This window comes from Streptomyces sp. NPDC006872 (assembly GCF_040635845.1).
Lineage (GTDB): Bacteria > Actinomycetota > Actinomycetes > Streptomycetales > Streptomycetaceae > Streptomyces.
In genome coordinates this window covers 558,171-574,226 of the sequence record NZ_JBEYIL010000003.1, presented here as the reverse complement: position 1 = coordinate 574,226, position 16,056 = coordinate 558,171, and the positions used below count along the sequence as shown (strand labels likewise).

Below are 16,056 nucleotides of genomic sequence, written 5' to 3'. Positions count from 1 at the left end.
CGGTTCCCCGGTCTGCAGATTCCGCAGAGTCGTCCCCGTACGGTTCTTCAGGCTCTCCGACCGCATCCGGTTCCCACCTCGTCGCGGCTTCAGCCTGCTGTGGCGGCACATCCGGGACTGCTGGTCGTTCGCTCTCATGGATTTCACTCACCGTTGGTCCCCCGTGGTGTTCCCGGCAGGGCAATGCCCGGTCGCCTGATCGTGCGGTCAAAGCACGTCAGCGTGCGCGCGAACCGCTTCCTCCACTCCTCCGACGGATCCACACACCCCACGATCCGTTCCAGCGCCGACGGCTCGTACCGTCCGTGGTAGTACTCCCGTGTCTTCGTGCCCTTGCGGGCCTTCCAGCGCGGTTCGCCCACCGGGCACGGGTCATGCCCGTCCAACTGCGCGCGCATCATCGTCGCCACGTGTTCGCTCAGCGCCCCCGGGTCCGCCGGAGCGCCCACGCGGCTGTGTACCGCCGCGTCGACGGCCTGGCCGATCGCGCAGTCCAGCAGACGGCCCCGGTAGGGGTCGAGGTCGCGGCGCATCGCCTCGCCCGGCAGCGGGGTCGTCCAGCCCAGCAGGTGGGCGGCCACCGCCATCTCCGCCCACAGGGTGATCCGGAGTTCGGTCCGGGCCGTGAGGCGTTGCGCCCTGCGCAGGTCTCGGAGCGTGCAGGGGGTCGTCGTCGAGCAGTCCGCCGCGCAGGCCCGGCTGCGCGGGCCGGTCAGTCCCGCCGCCTTCGACGGGCGGATCGCGCCCGCGTCCTCGCGGGACGTTCCGTCGCGCATGCGCACCAGCAGCGGGTAGTCCATGCCGTCCGTGAAGACGGCGGCCTCGCCCGGCCGCAGGGTGACCAGGTACTCGGACTGCGCCGGCGTGATGTTCATCGTCGCGCCGACGGCCTCCCGGTCGTCCTGGGCCGGAAGCCGGTGGACGACCTTCGCCGCCGTGTTCTTGATGACGTCGGGCAGGAGTTTGCTCGGGATCTGGTCGGCGATGACCAGGCCTTCGCCATACGCCCGGATCTCCGCCAGCAGGCCGGCGAACATCTCCACCGCGTGGGCGCTCGCGCCGCCCTCCTCCGCGCGGCGCAGCAGTCGGTGCGCCTCCTCGAAGACCGTCAAGTGGCGCAGGGGGAAGGAGAGCCGACGGGTCACCCGCTGTTCCATGCGCAGGTACTCGACGAGCCTGATGAGGATCGTGCCCATCAGGAACGCCTTGTCCTTGTCGTCGCCCACGTCCTCGATCTCGAAGACGACGTTACGGCGCAGCAGTTCGCCGAAGTCGATCGGACGTCCGCCCTCCAGGAAGCGGCCCGTCGTGCCGAGGCGCAGGCTGGCCAGGCGGATCTTGATGAAGCCCTGGACGTTGTCGGCGACCTCCTTGCCGTAGCCGATGTCCAGCACCACCTTGAGCGCCGTGTGCTCCAGGTCCTCCAGGGTCGGGTAGCGCGGCTCGGTGCCCGGGATCGTCGGCTCGCCCAGCGTCAGGTCCCAGCCGAGGTCCTCGTAGCAGCGGGTCAGCGCGGCGCTCAGGACCTGCGGGAACGGCTCCTGCGGGTCGAAGGACGCCAGGAACAGCGCGCGCACCATGTCGAGGTGGGTCTGGAGCGGGAAGCGCTCGCCGCTCGTGTAGGCGGACGGCTCCAGGGGGTTCAGGCCCGCCGGGAGCGACTCCGGGTCCCCCGGCTTGATGACGACCACCTCGGCGTCGTCCCCGAGCCGCGCCGACATGAAGCGGTACTCGGCCTTGGCCGGCTCCACGACCAGCCACGGAATGCCCGCGTGCGTGGCCGACTCCAGCAGTCCGCGCACGGTCTGCGACTTGCCGCCGCCGGTCGCCCCGCACACGAAGGTGTGCCGGTTGAGGGTGGAGCGGGTCAGTTCGAGGTCGCCGACCGGACTGCGGTTGCGGTCGAGGACCGAGCCCAGCCGGACGGGCCCGGCTCCGGGCTGCGCCGGACGGCCCGCGGTCTCGGGCGTGACGTCGAACTCCGGGCGCAGGGCGAACCGTACGCCGGGGATCTCCTGGGCCGGGGGCCGGGCGAGGGCCGCGAGCAGGTCCGAGCCGGCGTGGAAGGGGTACTCCTCGGGGGCCGGCAGGACTCCGCCGAGGGCGGTGGGCAGATCACCGACCCGCCCGGTCGGACGCAGCGCGTACGGCAGTCCCTCCAGGTCGGCCGACGCACACAGCAGGGCGGCCACCCGGGTCGCCTCCTCGGGCGTGCGGCCGCCGGCCAGCAGCCGTATGCGCCACAGCCCGGTGGCGGAGGCCTTGGCCAGCTCCTTGTGCCTGCGCTCCAGCCGGGCGGCGGCGATGGCGTACTCGGGCGAGCCCTCCGCCTTGGTCTGTGCCCTGCGTCGTTCGTCGGACACGTCGCCGGTGAGCTCGTCGAGTTCGGCGGGCGGCACCGGCTCGGCGAACACCAACCAGGCGAACGGTTCCTGCCAGACCCCGAGGAGACAGTCCTCCAAGGTGGGCCGCTGGAGGGCCGCTCCCGGGTTCGCGTACCTCGGCTCGTCGTCGACCAGCAGACCGTCGGTCACCCCGGCGACCGCGCTCCAGCAGGGGAAGGAGGCCATCAGCGCGGCGGCCGTCCCCGTCGGCTGACGCTGTCCGCGCGCGCCCGCGGGCAGCCGCAGCAGGGACGCCGTCGGGTCGGATTCCTCGGCCCGGCCGCCCAGCAGGGCGCTGCCGCCGATCAGGACGTCCAGCGGGCCGTCGGCCGCCCGGCGCGCCCAGCCGACCAGCACGGCGCCGCCCGCCGGATCGTGCGGGTGCGGTGCGTGGTGGGCGGAGACGAGGGCGGCGAGGCGCTGCGCCCGCAGCTCGTCCTCGCTGCCGACGGGCCGGTCCGTGGACGGCCGCTGCCGAGGAACCTCGCGCAGCAGCGCGGCCTCGGCACTCGCGAACCGCTGCCAGGCGCCGCCGACGGGACCGTCCGTCATATGAGTTCCGTCCGAGCGGCAGGTTCCGTCCGCGCGGCGAGTTCCGTCCGCGCAACGAGTTCGCTGCGGAGAACGCACGCAGACCCGGACTCCGTCTGGGCATGCACATGCGCAGGCAGTGTGGTTGGCAACGTATCCCCCGCCGATCCCCAGCTGTCGATCTTGCCTTGCAACTGTAACGTCACTTTCCAGGATTCCCGGTGGACTTGGGAAGTCCCGTCAGGCACCATGTGTCGGCTGCAGATCAATGACTGGCATCCGCTTCGGCGGACACGGGGGCGAGTTCAATCATCAGAGGCGTGCTTCTTGCTGCCCTCGGGACGGTCATTTCTCACCTGTCCACATTTGAGCGTCTTTCTGGCGTCCATCTCTCTCAGGGCGAACCCATATGACCCATCCCGTTGACCCTCGCCAGCCCCAAAACCCGTACGGGCACGGCGGCCCCGGCGATCCCGACGACCAGGCGACTCCACCTGGCCAGCCGCAGCAGCAGCAGCCGCCCTATCAGGCAGCGCCGCCGCCGCAGCAGCCCTACCCGGCCGCGCCTCCTCCGCAGCAGCCGCCGTACCCGCAGACGCCCTACCAGGCAGCTCCGCCGGCCCAGCCGCCGTACCCGCAGCAGCCGCAGCAGCCGCAGCCTGGTTACCAACCTCCGGCGCAGCCACCGCAGTTCGCGCCGGGCCAGCCACCGCAGTTCGCGCCGCAGCAGCCGCCGTACGGTCAGCCCCAGCAGCCGCAGCCTCAGCCGCCGTACGGTCAGCCGCAGCCGCCCTACGCACCCCCACAACAGCACCCGCAGCAGCAGCACACGCAGCAGCCGTATCAACAGCCGTACCAGCAGTCGTTCGCGCCGCCGCAGTATCCGCATCCCCAGCAGACTCCGTATCAGGCACCGCACCAAGCGCCGCAGCAGGCACCGCAGTTGGCGTACCCGCCGCAACAGCAGCCGCCGCAGTACGCGCCGGGCGGGACCGCGGCCGGCGTGCCGCAGGTGCGGCGCGGCGCCGATGCGTCCTCGGTGGCCGTGCTGCTGCTCAACGTGCCGCTCTTCCTGGGCAGTCTGCTGGTGATCTGGCTGATCTCGCGCGCCCTGCCGAGCGGCCTCGACACCGCCCTCATCATCGCCTGGCTCGCCTCGGGCGCGCTGGTGTTCCACCGGCCGACCGAACGCAGCCTCGCCAGGATGCTGTTCCGGATGCGTCAGCCCACCGGCGCCGAACTGGCCGCACTCCAGCCGCTCTGGGACGACGTCACCCGGCGGGCCGGGATCGACGGCTCGCAGTACACGCTGTGGATGGAGGACACCGACGAGCTCAACGCGTCGGCCGCCGCCGGGCACATCGTCGGTGTGACACGCGGGGCCATGCGGCAGCCGCCCCACCAGCTGTCGGCGATTCTCGCCCACGAGCTGGGACATCATGTGGGCGGTCACTCCTGGGCGCTCCTGCTCGGGATCTGGTACGCCGTCCCGGTCCGGATGTTCATGACGGTCGTGAAGTTCGTGACGCGCTTCCTGTTCTACTTCACCGCCCATCTCTCCTGCCTGGCGGCCGCCGTCTTCGTGCTGGTCTTCGGCTCCCTCGCCGTCGCGACCTTCCTCACCTTCCCGCCCGCCCTCGCGCTCTACGCGCTCCCGTTCCTGCTCGCCTGGGCCGGACGGCAGGGCGAACTGCGGGCCGACCGGTTCGCCGGCCAGCTCGGCTACGGGCCCGTGCTGATGTCCGTGTTCGCGGGCTGGCAGGCGGAGGGCCATGACGACGCCGCGCGCAAGGAGGGCCCGGTCGCCCGGCTCATGTCCTCGCATCCGCCGCTGCACCAGCGCATCCGCGCGCTCGAGACCTTCGTCTCCTGACCGGCCGGGAGCCCTGACCCATGACTGTCGAGAACACCGAGGCCGGACGGCTCGGCCGCTATCTGCGTCTCTTCGACGCCGGCCAGCGCCTCGGCTGGATCTACCGTGACCCCGAGTCGCTGCGCCACCCGTTCGTCGAGCCCGAACCGCAACGGGAGCAGGTGGCGGCCGGGTACGAGAACCAGGCGACGGCCGCCCGGCTCGACCACCAGGACCGACGCGGCTCCGCCCTCAAGATAGGCGGCGGTGTCGCGGCGGCCTGCTTCGTCCTGAGCTTCTACCTCGGCCCCGCGTTGGCGATCGTCGGCGTCGTGGCCCTCGTCCTCGGACTGGCCCGTCTCGCCCTCGCCCAGCAGAAGCTGTCCTCGGCCACCGGGGCGCTCACGGCCCAGCACGGCGCGCTGGAGCAGCGGTTCCAGTCCTCCTGGCAGGTGTGGCAGCAGCGCAGGCAGTACCACGAGAGCCAGCAGGAGCAGTGGGTCCACAGCCTCGACGCCTGGGGTGCGCAGCCGATCGGCCCCGACACCCGGCGGCTGGACGTCTTCGGCGGCAGCCAGCGCGGCCGCGAGGGCTTCCTCACGGTCTTCGGCACGTCCACGCTCCAGGAGCGGCCGGTCATCGTCGTCGACCTGACCCAGGCGCTGGTGTGCCGGGAGCTGTCGATGCTCGCGGAGGCCGCGGGGGTGCCGGTCGACGTGCAGCTGCTGCCCGGCCGGATGGCGGAGAGCAGCATCGTCGGCGGGCTCGCGCCGCACGAGCTGGTGCACGCGCTGGTCGAGGCCGTGCACGGGGACAACCCCGAGGCGGGCCGCGCCGAGCGGGCCGTCGACACGCGCATCCTCACCCAGCTGTGCGGGGCGCTCGGCGCCGACGTCTCCCTGGCCCGGCTGGGCGCGGGGCTGCGCGTCCTGATGGGCGAGGCCGACGACACCAAGTGCCTCGGCCGCGACGAGCGCAACCGCATCGCGGACGACCTGCTGAACGACAAGAACAAGGACCAGGTGCGGGACAGCCTGTTCCGCCTGGTGTCCTTCGTCCATCCGCTGGAGCAGCTGGGCACCGCCCGGGGCGGACGCGGCCCCGGCTATCTCACCTGCCTCGCGCTGGACTTCGGCGCGGGCTCGGCGAGCACGGAGCTGTTGGCGGACCTGGCCGTGCAGAGCGTGATGCGACGACTGTCCACCTTCGAGGAGACGGCCCCGTCGGTCGTCGTGGCCCTCGGCGAACAGGGGCTGCAGCGGCGCCACTTGGAACAGCTGGCGCAGGTCTGCGAGCGCAGGGGCGCGCAACTCGTGCTGTCGCACCCGCACTTGAGGGATGCGGCGGAGCAGATGATAGGCGGCGGCACGGTCGCGTTCATGAAGCTCGGCAACCACCAGGAGGCCAATGTCGCGGCGGACTTCATCGGCCGCGAGCACTCCTTCGTCCTGCACTCGCTGACGGACACGGAGGGGCACACGGTCAACACCTCCGTCGCCAAGACGATCGGCTCGTCGGTCAGCCGGGGCACCACGCACAGCGAGTCCGTCACCCGGGGAAGCAACTGGGGCAGCAGCAGCTCCACCAGCTACCAGGCCGGGTCCAGCCCCTTCTCGACGTCGACGTCGACCTCCACCAGCTCCGGCGGCAGCTACAGCGAGACGACCGGCACCTCGACCAGCGTCACGCACTCCACCAACGAGTCCACGACCCACACCACCGGCGACAGCGACAGCACCAGCCTGGCGACGGGACGACAGCGCGTCTACGAGTACGTCCTCGAACCCACCCAGCTCCAGGCCCTCGCCGAGTTCAGCCTCCTGGTCGTGGAACGCCGAGCGGGCGGCGCGGTCCAGGTGCACCCGGTGGACTGCAACCCCAACATCGTCTTCCTGGACCGGGTGAGTACGTCCCCACTCCCGCAGTTCACCCCGCCACCGTCGCCGGCGGCGGCGGCAACCCAGATCGCGGCGCCGCAGCAGCCGTACGCCCCCACGGCCCCGCAACAGCCTTACGCCCAGCCGCCGTACCCGACCACACCCCAACAGCCCTACGCCCCGGGCTTCCAGCAGCCCCAGTGGCCGAACCAGGGCCAGCCCCAGCAACCGGGCGGCTGGACCCAGGGCCCACCCCCGAACTGGCCGGGCCAGCAGCCGGGGGGCTATCGGTAGGGGCGGTTGGTCAGTCGGTGGGGGCGGTGCCGAAGGGCGGGGCACCGGCCTCATCGATGTCGGCGAGGACCGCGCGGGCGTCCCTGATGTTCATCTCGAGAATGTCGCGCTCGAAGTCACGCGGTTCGCGCCGGTAGCGAGCCTTACCAGCTTCGGAAGTGAAGGCATCAGCCGGAACGGCGTCTTCGCCCGGCGGGATGAACTTGGGAACTTCTTCGAAAGCCGCCACGATATACGCCATTGCATCACGCAACTTGTACTTCTCGGATTCAGGCGTATTGAGAAGCCGCACGCCCACGGATTCGGAGAGCCGGAGAGCGACCCCGGCGAATTCTCCCGGGTCGATGATCTGGGACGGCTCGGGTCCACCGAAAGCCGGCGGAGGAGGCGGAACCTCCTCCGCCATCCGGAAGACGAAACGACGAGTCGTGCCGCACTGGCGGCACGCACCCTCGTACACCGCCACGAGATCATCCCCGTGCTGCTCCAGCCGATGCTGCCGATCGAAGTCGCCGGAACCGCACTCACAGGGATGCAGATCCATGTAGAGGTGGGCTTCGAAGGCTGAGCGCGCAGTCAACATGACATGATCCTACGGGCCGTTGATGAACATGTAGACGGAAGGTACGGGGGACGTGCTGCTACCGGAATCCGAAGAGGCCACTGACGCACAACTGCGTGCCCGACAGGCGACGCTGGTCGCGGCGGCGGAACGCGATCTGGGAGCCGTGGCGTCCATCGTCCTGGGGGAACGTTTCGGCGCATTCCATAAAGTAGAGGGCACAAAGGACGATCGGGAGCACTTCCTTCTCAAGGATTCCCAGGGCGGTTCCGCCAAGATCTGCGTGGATGCCATTCCGATGGAGACGGGCACCCTCGCATACACGGTGACGAACACGACGTCGGGCTATTACCTCCTACAGATATCCGACCGGCTGCCGAGCGAGCACCTGTCCCGCGTCCTCGCCCACGAGGTGGGGGAACTCGTCGCGGTACGCGACCGGTCCAGCCAAGGACTGGCGCCGGTGCGCGAGAGCCTCTTGACCCAAGAGGCTGACATCGGTGATCGCCATGAGCTGTCCAGCCAGGACCATGCACGCATCGGCGAACTCAATTGGCTGGCGGCCCAAGCCGCCGACGTAGAACTTCCGGAGCAGCAACGGGCCGAGTCCCGTTCCGAGCTCTCGGCGCTGCTCGACCAGTGCGGGCTCCGGCCAGTGACCGCCGTGGCGGAAGCGGACGCCTACGACGTTGAATCGAAGGCGGCGCGAGCGCGGCTCGTCGCATCCAAGGAATCCCTTTCCTACGACGCCAAGCGCTTGGTCAGGGACCTCGCCCACCCCATAGAACACCTCTCCCCCGCCGACGCCACCGCCCTGCAAGCCTCCCGGGACGCAGCCCTCCGGGCCGACCGCCAGGTCGACGCGTTCATCGGGCGGCGGGACGTCACCATGCCCCTCCCCGGCTACGACCAGAACGGCCTCCCCCTCCCCCGCGACGAGTTGGAAGCCTCTGCCACGGCGTGGGCGGACTACCGTGCCCAGGTCAGCGAGCGCACCGTGCAGACCCTGGAGGGGCAGCTCGCCGCCGGGCAGTTCCCCCTGCGGCAGGTGGTGATCGGCGGCGGAGCGAGCCTCACGGGACGCAACTCGGACGCCCTGTTGATCGACGGCGTCGGCCGCTGGCATCTGGACCCCGGCGACGGAATCGTCCAGTCCGCAGACCAGGACCGTGATCTCGCCCAATGGATGGGCGTCGACCCCTACTCGGCGGTCCAGGATCCCCGGAACCGGATCTCCATCCACGCCGTCCGCGTCTGGGAGGACCAACTGGCCACCCAGGGCGACCTGGTGAACGGTCATGCTCGGCTGCGGCTCGGCCGGAGCGGCGAACTCCTCGCCGAGGTACGGCCGTTGGGCGACGACGGCAAGGAGAGCGCGGACCCGCTCTGGGTCGCCTGCGACGGAACCCCCAGCATCGCCACCGGTCTGACGCCGGAACTCGTGCCCGGAACGCCGCGCGGAGCCTCCGGAGTGGAGAGCCGCGGCGAGGCCGTACGTCTGATCAGCGACCGCCTGCGGGAGCTGGAGGGCCCGGGGCTCCCCGAAGCAGGCGAGATCCGCGCCTGGCTGACCCAGGCCGAACGGGGAGGCGCGGACGCCCGCACCGTCCTCGACGCCCTGAACTCCTTCCCGTCGTTGCGGGAGTCCCTCACCGCCGGCCTGGGCACCGCGGACGCCGCCCGCATGGGCAACTGCTTCACGGCCCTCGAATCGACGCAGAAGTGGGAGTCGGCACGCGAGGCGGCGCCGGGTCGGGTGCTGCTGGGCGACGAGGTCGCCGAGAGCCGTTTCGACCCCCACGCCGCCAAGGAGTGGATCGTCGTGGGCACGGGCGGAACCGCCGTCGCCAACGCGGAGATCATCCTGATCCAGAATCCCGACGCCCACGTCACGATCGTCGGCACGGGAACGCCACCGGCGCTGAAGCACCAGGTCCAGTTCCCGGCGATGATGGAGACGTACGGACAGGACAAGGAAGGTCAGAAAAAGCGCCTGACCTTCATCGAGGCCCGCGTCGGAGCCATCGAGACCTACCAGGACGCAGAGGGAGAGACCCACTTCCAGGTCCCCTACAACGACAAGGAGACCAAGGAACCGCGGATGGCCAAGGCCGACGGCTACGTCACCAGCCTCGGCCGCACCAACCCGCTCCCGCCCGCCCTCCAGGTCCTCGCGAACGAGGTCCGCGACCGGGGCGGCGAGATCTCCGGTGACCTGCTGTTCGACAGGGACGACCAGTACATCGGCTACGGCCTCACCTTCTCCGTCGACGGTCAGGAACACCGCGTCGACGTGGACGGCGCCGCCTCCTGGCAGTTGCCGCGCGAGATATTCGCCCCCGAGACGGGGATCCAGGCCGAGCTGAACGAGATGGGCATCCGCGGACTGCCGTCCGAGACCGGCAACGCCGCCCCCGGCTTCTCCCCGATCGCCCGCCAGAGCGCCCTGCGCGCACGCGCCGTCGCGGCGGCGGCAGCGGGCGACGAGAACGCCATCCGGCGCACCAACGAGATCCCGGAACGCTGGCGCCGCCCGGATCGAAGCCAGAACAAAACGCAAGAGCAAGACCGAGAGCAGGGGCACAGGCAAGAGCAAGAGCAAGAGCAAGGTCAAGGGCAGGAGACCGGTCCCGCCCCCGAGCCTGCCACCCCGAAACCGGCTACCCCGAAACCGGCCACCCCGAGACCGGTCGCCGCCCCCACCCCTCGCGTCCCCGGCGCACACCTCTGGCAGGCGGGCCGCCCCCAGGGCGTCGCCGGCCGTCCGCCCACCGCCCCCGCCCAGCAGCCGCAGCAGCAGCCCCCCGGCTACGAACCGCCGACGCCGAACATGGGCATCGGCGACTGACCCACAGCAACAAGCGGGCGAGCGAGCAAGCACGGGAAAGGGGCGGCACCAGGCCGCCCCTCCCTCATATACACGCGTATGCCTCAGTCGGACGACCAGATCGGACGACTAGTCGGACGACTGCTGCCGCTTGGGTCGCCACACCACCAACGCGCTCGTCTGCTGGACCTCCTGGTACGGCACCAGGTCCCGCCGGTACGAGGCGTGCACCGCCGCCTCCCGCTGCTGCATGGCCGCAGCCGCGCCGTCCAGCGCCGATTCCATTTCCGCGACGCGGGACTGGAGCGCGGCGACCTGGTTCTCCAGTTCGATGATCCGCTTGATGCCGGCCAGGTTGATGCCCTCGTCCTGGGACAGCGCCTGCACCGTGCGGAGCAGTTCGATGTCCCGGGCCGAGTAGCGTCGGCCCCGGCCGGCGGTGCGGTCGGGCGAGACGAGCCCCAGGCGGTCGTACTGACGCAGGGTCTGCGGGTGCAGGCCGGAGAGCTGGGCCGCCACCGAGATGACGTAGACCGGGGTCTCCTCGGTCAGTTCATACGGGTTACGTCGACGGCCGTCCATCACTCTCAGGCTCCCTTCGCCGCCTCGAACAGCTCCGCCCGCGGGTCCTCGCCCACGGTCGCCTCGCGATACGCCTCCAGCGCGTCACGAGCCTTCCCCGACAGGTCCTTGGGCACACTCACCTCGACGGTGACCAGGAGGTCGCCGCGCGTGCCGTCCTTGCGGACCGCGCCCTTGCCCCGCGCCCGCATGGTGCGGCCGTTGGGCGTGCCGGGCGGCAGCTTCAGGGTGAGCGACGGTCCACCGAGCGTCGGCACCCGGATCTCGCCGCCGAGCGCCGCCTCGGTGAACGTCACCGGCACGGTCACCGTCAGGTTGTCTTCCTTGCGGCCGAAGACGGGGTGCACGCCGACATGGACGACGACGTACAGGTCGCCCGACGGGCCGCCCCGTTCGCCCGGACCGCCCTTGCCGCGCAGACGGATGCGCTGTCCGTCCGTCACCCCCGCGGGGATGCGGACCTGCATGGTCCGGGACGACTTCGCGCGACCGCTGCCCTTGCAGTCCAGGCACGGATGCTCGGCGATCAGACCGCGGCCCTTGCAGTCCGGGCAGGGGTCGGTGAGGGAGAACCCTCCGCCGGAGCCCCGCGCCACCTGGCCGGTGCCGACGCATGTCGGGCACACGCGCGGTGTGCCGTTCTTGTCGCCGGTGCCCGAACACGCCTTGCAGGGGGCCTGCGAGGACATGCGCAGCGGAACCGTCGCCCCCTCGATCGCCTCGGTGAAGGTGAGGGTGACCTCGGTGTCGATGTCCTGCCCGCGCCGGGGCTGGGTACGGGTCGTACCGCCCGCGCCGCCTCGGTTGAACAGGCCGCCGAACACGTCCCCGATGCCGCCGCCGAAGCCGCCGGGGGCACCGCCGCCGCCCTGGGCGCCGCCTCCGAAGAGGTCGCCCAGGTCGAAGTTGAACGAGCCGCCCGCGCCCGGGCCCGGGCGGAAGCCGCCGTTGCCGAAGAGCGCGCGCGCGTCGTCGTACTCCTTGCGCTTCTTGGGGTCTCCCAGGACGTCGTTCGCCTCGGAGATCTCCTTGAAGCGCTCCTCCGCCTTGGCGTTGCCCTTGTTGGCGTCCGGATGGAACTCGCGGGCGAGCTTCCGGTACGCCTTCTTGATCTCGGCCTCGGTGGCGTCCTTGGGAACGCCGAGGACCTTGTAGAAGTCCTTCTCGATGAAGTCCTTGGTGCTCATCCTCGACGTGCCCCCTTTCCGGTGTTCCGCTGGCTGTCTACGTCAGCCCTCCTCAGGGCCGTTGTCCTTGTCCTCGCCTGCCTCGGTGCCGTCCTCGGCCTTCACGGGCTGCGCCCCGGGCTGCGGTTCGGCGACGGCCACCCGCGCGGGGCGGATGGTGCGCTCGCCGAAGCGATACCCCGGCTGCAGAATCGCCACGCACGTCGTCTCGGTGACGTCGGGCGCGTACGAGTGCATGAGGGCTTCGTGGATCGTCGGGTCGAAGGGCTCGCCCTCCTTGCCGAACTGCTGCAGGCCCATCTTCGCCGCGACGACCTCCAGCGACTCGGCCACCGACTTGAAGCCGCCGACGAGTTCGCCGTGGTCCCGCGCGCGACCGATGTCGTCGAGCACGGGCAGAAGCTCGGTCAGGAGGTTCGCGATGGCGATCTCCTTGACCGCGATCCGGTCGCGCTCGACCCGGCGGCGGTAGTTCTGGTACTCGGCCTGGAGGCGCTGGAGGTCCGCGGTGCGCTCGCCGAGGGCGGTGCGCACCTGGTCCAACTGAGCCACCAGACCGGCTGTCTGGTTCGCGTCCCCGGCCGGGGCCGCCCCCGCCGCCGCAGCGGAGGTGGGGGCGGCCTTCGGCTCGGCGTCTTCAGGGGTGGCGCCGGAGGGGACGTCGGGCTTCTCCTCGAAGCCCGGGGTCTCCTCCGTCACGCGGCACCGTCCTTGCGCTCGTCGTCCACGATCTCGGCGTCCACGACGTCGTCGTCAGCTCGCGGGGCGTCGGCCTGGGGGGCCTCGGCGCCCTGCGCGCCGGCCTCGGCGTACATGGCCTGGCCGACCTTCTGCGAGACGGCGGCGACCTTCTCGGTGGCCGTGCGGATCTCGGCGGTGTCCTCGCCCTTGAGCGCGGCCTTCAGCTCCTCGACGGCGGCCTCGACCTCGGTCTTGACCTCGGCCGGGACCTTGTCCTCGTTGTCCTTGAGGAACTTCTCCGTCTGGTAGACGAGCTGCTCGCCCTGGTTGCGGGCCTCGGCGGCCTCGCGGCGACGGTGGTCCTCGTCCGCGTACTGCTCGGCCTCCTGGCGCATGCGGTCGACCTCGTCCTTCGGCAGCGAGGAGCCGCCGGTGACGGTCATCTTCTGCTCCTTGCCCGTGCCCAGGTCCTTCGCGGTCACGTGCATGATGCCGTTGGCGTCGATGTCGAAGGCGACCTCGATCTGCGGGACGCCACGCGGGGCCGGCGGCAGACCGGTCAGCTCGAACATGCCGAGCTTCTTGTTGTAGGCCGCGATCTCGCGCTCGCCCTGGTAGACCTGGATCTGGACGGACGGCTGGTTGTCCTCGGCCGTCGTGAAGATCTCCGAGCGCTTGGTCGGGATCGTGGTGTTGCGCTCGATGAGCTTGGTCATGATCCCTCCCTTGGTCTCGATGCCGAGGGACAGCGGGGTCACGTCGAGCAGCAGGACGTCCTTGACCTCGCCCTTGAGGACACCGGCCTGGAGCGCGGCGCCGATGGCGACGACCTCGTCCGGGTTCACGCCCTTGTTGGCGTCCTGACCGCCGGTCAGCTCCTTGACGAGCTCGGCGACGGCGGGCATACGGGTGGAGCCGCCCACGAGAACGACGTGGTCGATCTCGGAGAGGTTGATGCCGGCGTCCTTGATGACGTTGTGGAACGGCGTCTTGCAGCGCTCCAGCAGGTCGGCCGTCAGCTGCTGGAACTGGGCGCGGGTGAGCTTCTCGTCCAGGTGCAGCGGGCCCTCGGCGGACGCCGTGATGTAGGGCAGGTTGATCGAGGTCTCGGTGGACGAGGACAGCTCGATCTTCGCCTTTTCGGCGGCCTCGCGCAGACGCTGCAGCGCCATCTTGTCCTTGGCGAGGTCCACGCCGTGGCCGGCCTTGAACTGCTGCACCAGGTAGTCGACGACCCGCTGGTCCCAGTCGTCGCCGCCGAGGTGGTTGTCGCCGTTGGTGGCCTTCACCTCGACGACGCCGTCACCGATCTCCAGGAGGGACACGTCGAACGTGCCGCCGCCGAGGTCGAAGACGAGGATCGTCTGGTCGTCCTTGTCGAGGCCGTACGCGAGCGCGGCCGCGGTGGGCTCGTTGACGATACGAAGGACGTTGAGACCGGCGATCTCGCCGGCTTCCTTCGTCGCCTGACGCTCGGAGTCGTTGAAGTACGCCGGGACGGTGATGACCGCGTCGGCCACCTTCTCGCCCAGGTACGCCTCGGCGTCGCGCTTGAGCTTCTGCAGGATGAAGGCGCTCATCTGCTGCGGGTTGAAGTGCTTCCCGTCGAGCTCGATCGTCCAGTCGGTGCCCATGTGACGCTTCACCGAACGGATGGTCCGGTCCACGTTGGTGACCGCCTGGCGCTTGGCGACCTCGCCGACAAGCACCTCGCCGTTCTTCGCGAAGGCGACGACGGACGGCGTGGTCCTGGCACCCTCGGCGTTGGTGATGACGGTGGGCTCGCCGCCCTCCAGAACGCTTACGACGGAGTTGGTTGTGCCCAGGTCGATGCCGACCGCACGTGCCATGGTGATCTTCCTCCAGCTGACTTGAGTGGAACGGACTCAAGTGTGCACGAGGCTCGCCTCCGGGTCAACAGACCTGAGTCGTACCCACTCAACTCTTATCCGTTCCTTACACGCAATCCAGCGTTGACCTGCGACGACACGGACGACGTGGCCCGCCTCACCCCGAACTCCGGGTGATCCGCAGCGGCCTCGGGTTGACGCCGGGGCCCGTACACGGGCGCGGGACGCGCCTCTCGGGAGGCAGCCTCTCGGGAGGCGGCCTCTCGGGAGGCGGCCTCTCGGGAAGTGGCCTCTCGGGAAGCGGCTTCTCGGGAGGCGGGACGAGCCCGGCGGGCGCGACGGGCACGAGGGCCGTCCGCCTGCGGCACCTTCTGTGGCGCGCGCGCCTCGCGCGGCCGTGGCGCACGCGGCCGTGGCGCACGCGCGCGTGGCGGCCCGTACACCGAGACCCGCAGCAGCCCGAGCGGGACGACGACTGCCACGCCGGCCACCCACAGCACCGCCCGTGCGTCCGCCCACCCGCCGTGCACCAGCACCCCGACGAGCACCGCGCCGAAGGCCGCGACGCCGAGCAGGACGCTCACGCCCTGAGGAGTGAGCCCGAGCCGCCGCAGCCGGTGGGCGAGATGGTCGGGCGCGGCGCGCAGCAGGGGCCGTCCGGCCAGCCGCCGGGACACGGCCACCAGAAGGACGTCGGCCCCGGCGACCGCGGTGAGCGCGAACAGCACCCCCGCGCCGACGACCGGATCGTGCCCCGCGCGGGCGATCACGGCGGCCGCGGCGAGCAGGAAGCCCGCGAAGAGCGACCCGCACGTCCCGAGGGCGACACGTGCGGGGGGCCAGTTGTGCATGAGGAACCCGGTCAGCGCGGCGGCGAGCACGCTCAGCAGCACCACCAGCCCGTCCATGACCTCGACGGCGACGCACGCGGCCACCCCGAAGGCGGTGACGACCCCGACGGTCCCGGCCACCCCGTCGGCGTGGTCGAGTGCCCGGAAGGCGAGGGCCACGAAGGTGATCCAGCCGACGCCCACCGCCGCGGCGACCGGCCCGGTGTCGCCGTACGGCACCACGAAGGCCGCCGCGACGGCCGTGCCGACCACCAGGAACCGCGCCTTGAGCCGCCACACGTCCGCGACGAGCCCGAGCGCGGCGACGGCGCCTCCCGCGACGAGCAGCACCTCGATGCCGTCCCCGAGCGGCGCGACGCCCGTCCAGTCCCCGGCGACCGAGACGAGACAGGTGGCGAGCGCGACGGCGGCGCCCCCGAACAGCGGAACCCGTCGCTGCCGCTGCCGCCGGTCGATCAGCCCGAGTCTCAGGGCGGGCACGCGCAGCAGCGCGGCGAGTACGGCGGCGAGGAGCAGGGCGGTGGCGGCAGCGACGATCCCGTAGAGCACGGCTATAAATTAGCTATAAATGTACCAAT

General features: G+C 70.8%; 11 protein-coding genes. 3 read left to right on the top strand and 8 right to left on the bottom strand.

The window, feature by feature from the left end:
- Nucleotides 1–143: 143 nt before the first annotated feature.
- Nucleotides 144–2,936 carry an ATP-binding protein gene (locus ABZ725_RS11590; RefSeq protein ID WP_358802481.1) on the bottom strand — a complete coding sequence of 931 codons (2,793 nt, stop codon included), beginning with the start codon at nt 2,934–2,936 and terminating at the stop codon, nt 144–146.
- A gap of 373 nt (nt 2,937–3,309) precedes the next feature.
- Nucleotides 3,310–3,804: a hypothetical protein gene (locus ABZ725_RS11585; RefSeq protein ID WP_358802480.1), complete on the bottom strand. Its 495-nt coding sequence runs from the start codon at nt 3,802–3,804 to the stop codon at nt 3,310–3,312.
- Between the two features lie 54 nt (nt 3,805–3,858).
- Here ABZ725_RS11585 and ABZ725_RS11580 point away from each other — a divergent pair, with 54 nt between their 5' ends.
- Both ABZ725_RS11580 and ABZ725_RS11575 read left to right on the top strand, forming a co-directional pair.
- Nucleotides 3,859–4,788 carry a M48 family metalloprotease gene (locus ABZ725_RS11580; protein WP_358802479.1) on the top strand — a complete coding sequence of 310 codons (930 nt, stop codon included), beginning with the start codon at nt 3,859–3,861 and terminating at the stop codon, nt 4,786–4,788.
- A gap of 20 nt (nt 4,789–4,808) precedes the next feature.
- A complete protein-coding gene (locus ABZ725_RS11575) occupies nt 4,809–6,938 on the top strand; it encodes a hypothetical protein (RefSeq protein WP_358802478.1) in 2,130 nt (709 codons plus the stop codon).
- A 10-nt stretch (nt 6,939–6,948) separates the two neighbouring features.
- On the opposite strand, the gene ABZ725_RS11570 is transcribed toward ABZ725_RS11575, so the two are convergent.
- Complete coding sequence (locus tag ABZ725_RS11570) at nt 6,949–7,521, bottom strand: hypothetical protein (protein WP_358802477.1); 573 nt, start codon at nt 7,519–7,521, stop codon at nt 6,949–6,951.
- A 277-nt stretch (nt 7,522–7,798) separates the two neighbouring features.
- Between ABZ725_RS11570 and ABZ725_RS11565 the strand changes: the two genes are divergently transcribed.
- The gene (locus ABZ725_RS11565) at nt 7,799–10,348 is read left to right on the top strand and encodes a hypothetical protein (RefSeq protein ID WP_358802476.1); all 2,550 of its coding nucleotides are present in this window, start codon (nt 7,799–7,801) and stop codon (nt 10,346–10,348) included.
- Nucleotides 10,349–10,456: 108 nt separating this feature from the next.
- Here ABZ725_RS11565 and ABZ725_RS11560 read toward each other — a convergent pair whose 3' ends face one another.
- From ABZ725_RS11560 to ABZ725_RS11540, 5 genes are all read right to left on the bottom strand, one after another.
- Entirely contained in the window at nt 10,457–10,909 is a 453-nt protein-coding gene (locus ABZ725_RS11560) for a helix-turn-helix domain-containing protein (RefSeq protein WP_351918986.1), read from the bottom strand.
- Between the two features lie 5 nt (nt 10,910–10,914).
- Nucleotides 10,915–12,096: a molecular chaperone DnaJ gene (gene dnaJ, locus ABZ725_RS11555; RefSeq protein WP_358802475.1), complete on the bottom strand. Its 1,182-nt coding sequence runs from the start codon at nt 12,094–12,096 to the stop codon at nt 10,915–10,917.
- Between the two features lie 42 nt (nt 12,097–12,138).
- Entirely contained in the window at nt 12,139–12,795 is a 657-nt protein-coding gene (grpE, locus tag ABZ725_RS11550; RefSeq protein ID WP_351918982.1) for a nucleotide exchange factor GrpE, read from the bottom strand.
- Complete coding sequence (dnaK, locus tag ABZ725_RS11545; protein ID WP_351918980.1) at nt 12,792–14,627, bottom strand: molecular chaperone DnaK; 1,836 nt, start codon at nt 14,625–14,627, stop codon at nt 12,792–12,794. The genes grpE and dnaK overlap by 4 nt, the downstream gene beginning before the upstream one ends.
- Nucleotides 14,628–14,722: 95 nt before the next feature.
- Nucleotides 14,723–16,027, bottom strand: a complete 1,305-nt coding sequence (locus ABZ725_RS11540) for an MraY family glycosyltransferase (RefSeq protein WP_358802474.1) — start codon at nt 16,025–16,027, stop codon at nt 14,723–14,725.
- Nucleotides 16,028–16,056 lie beyond the last annotated feature (29 nt).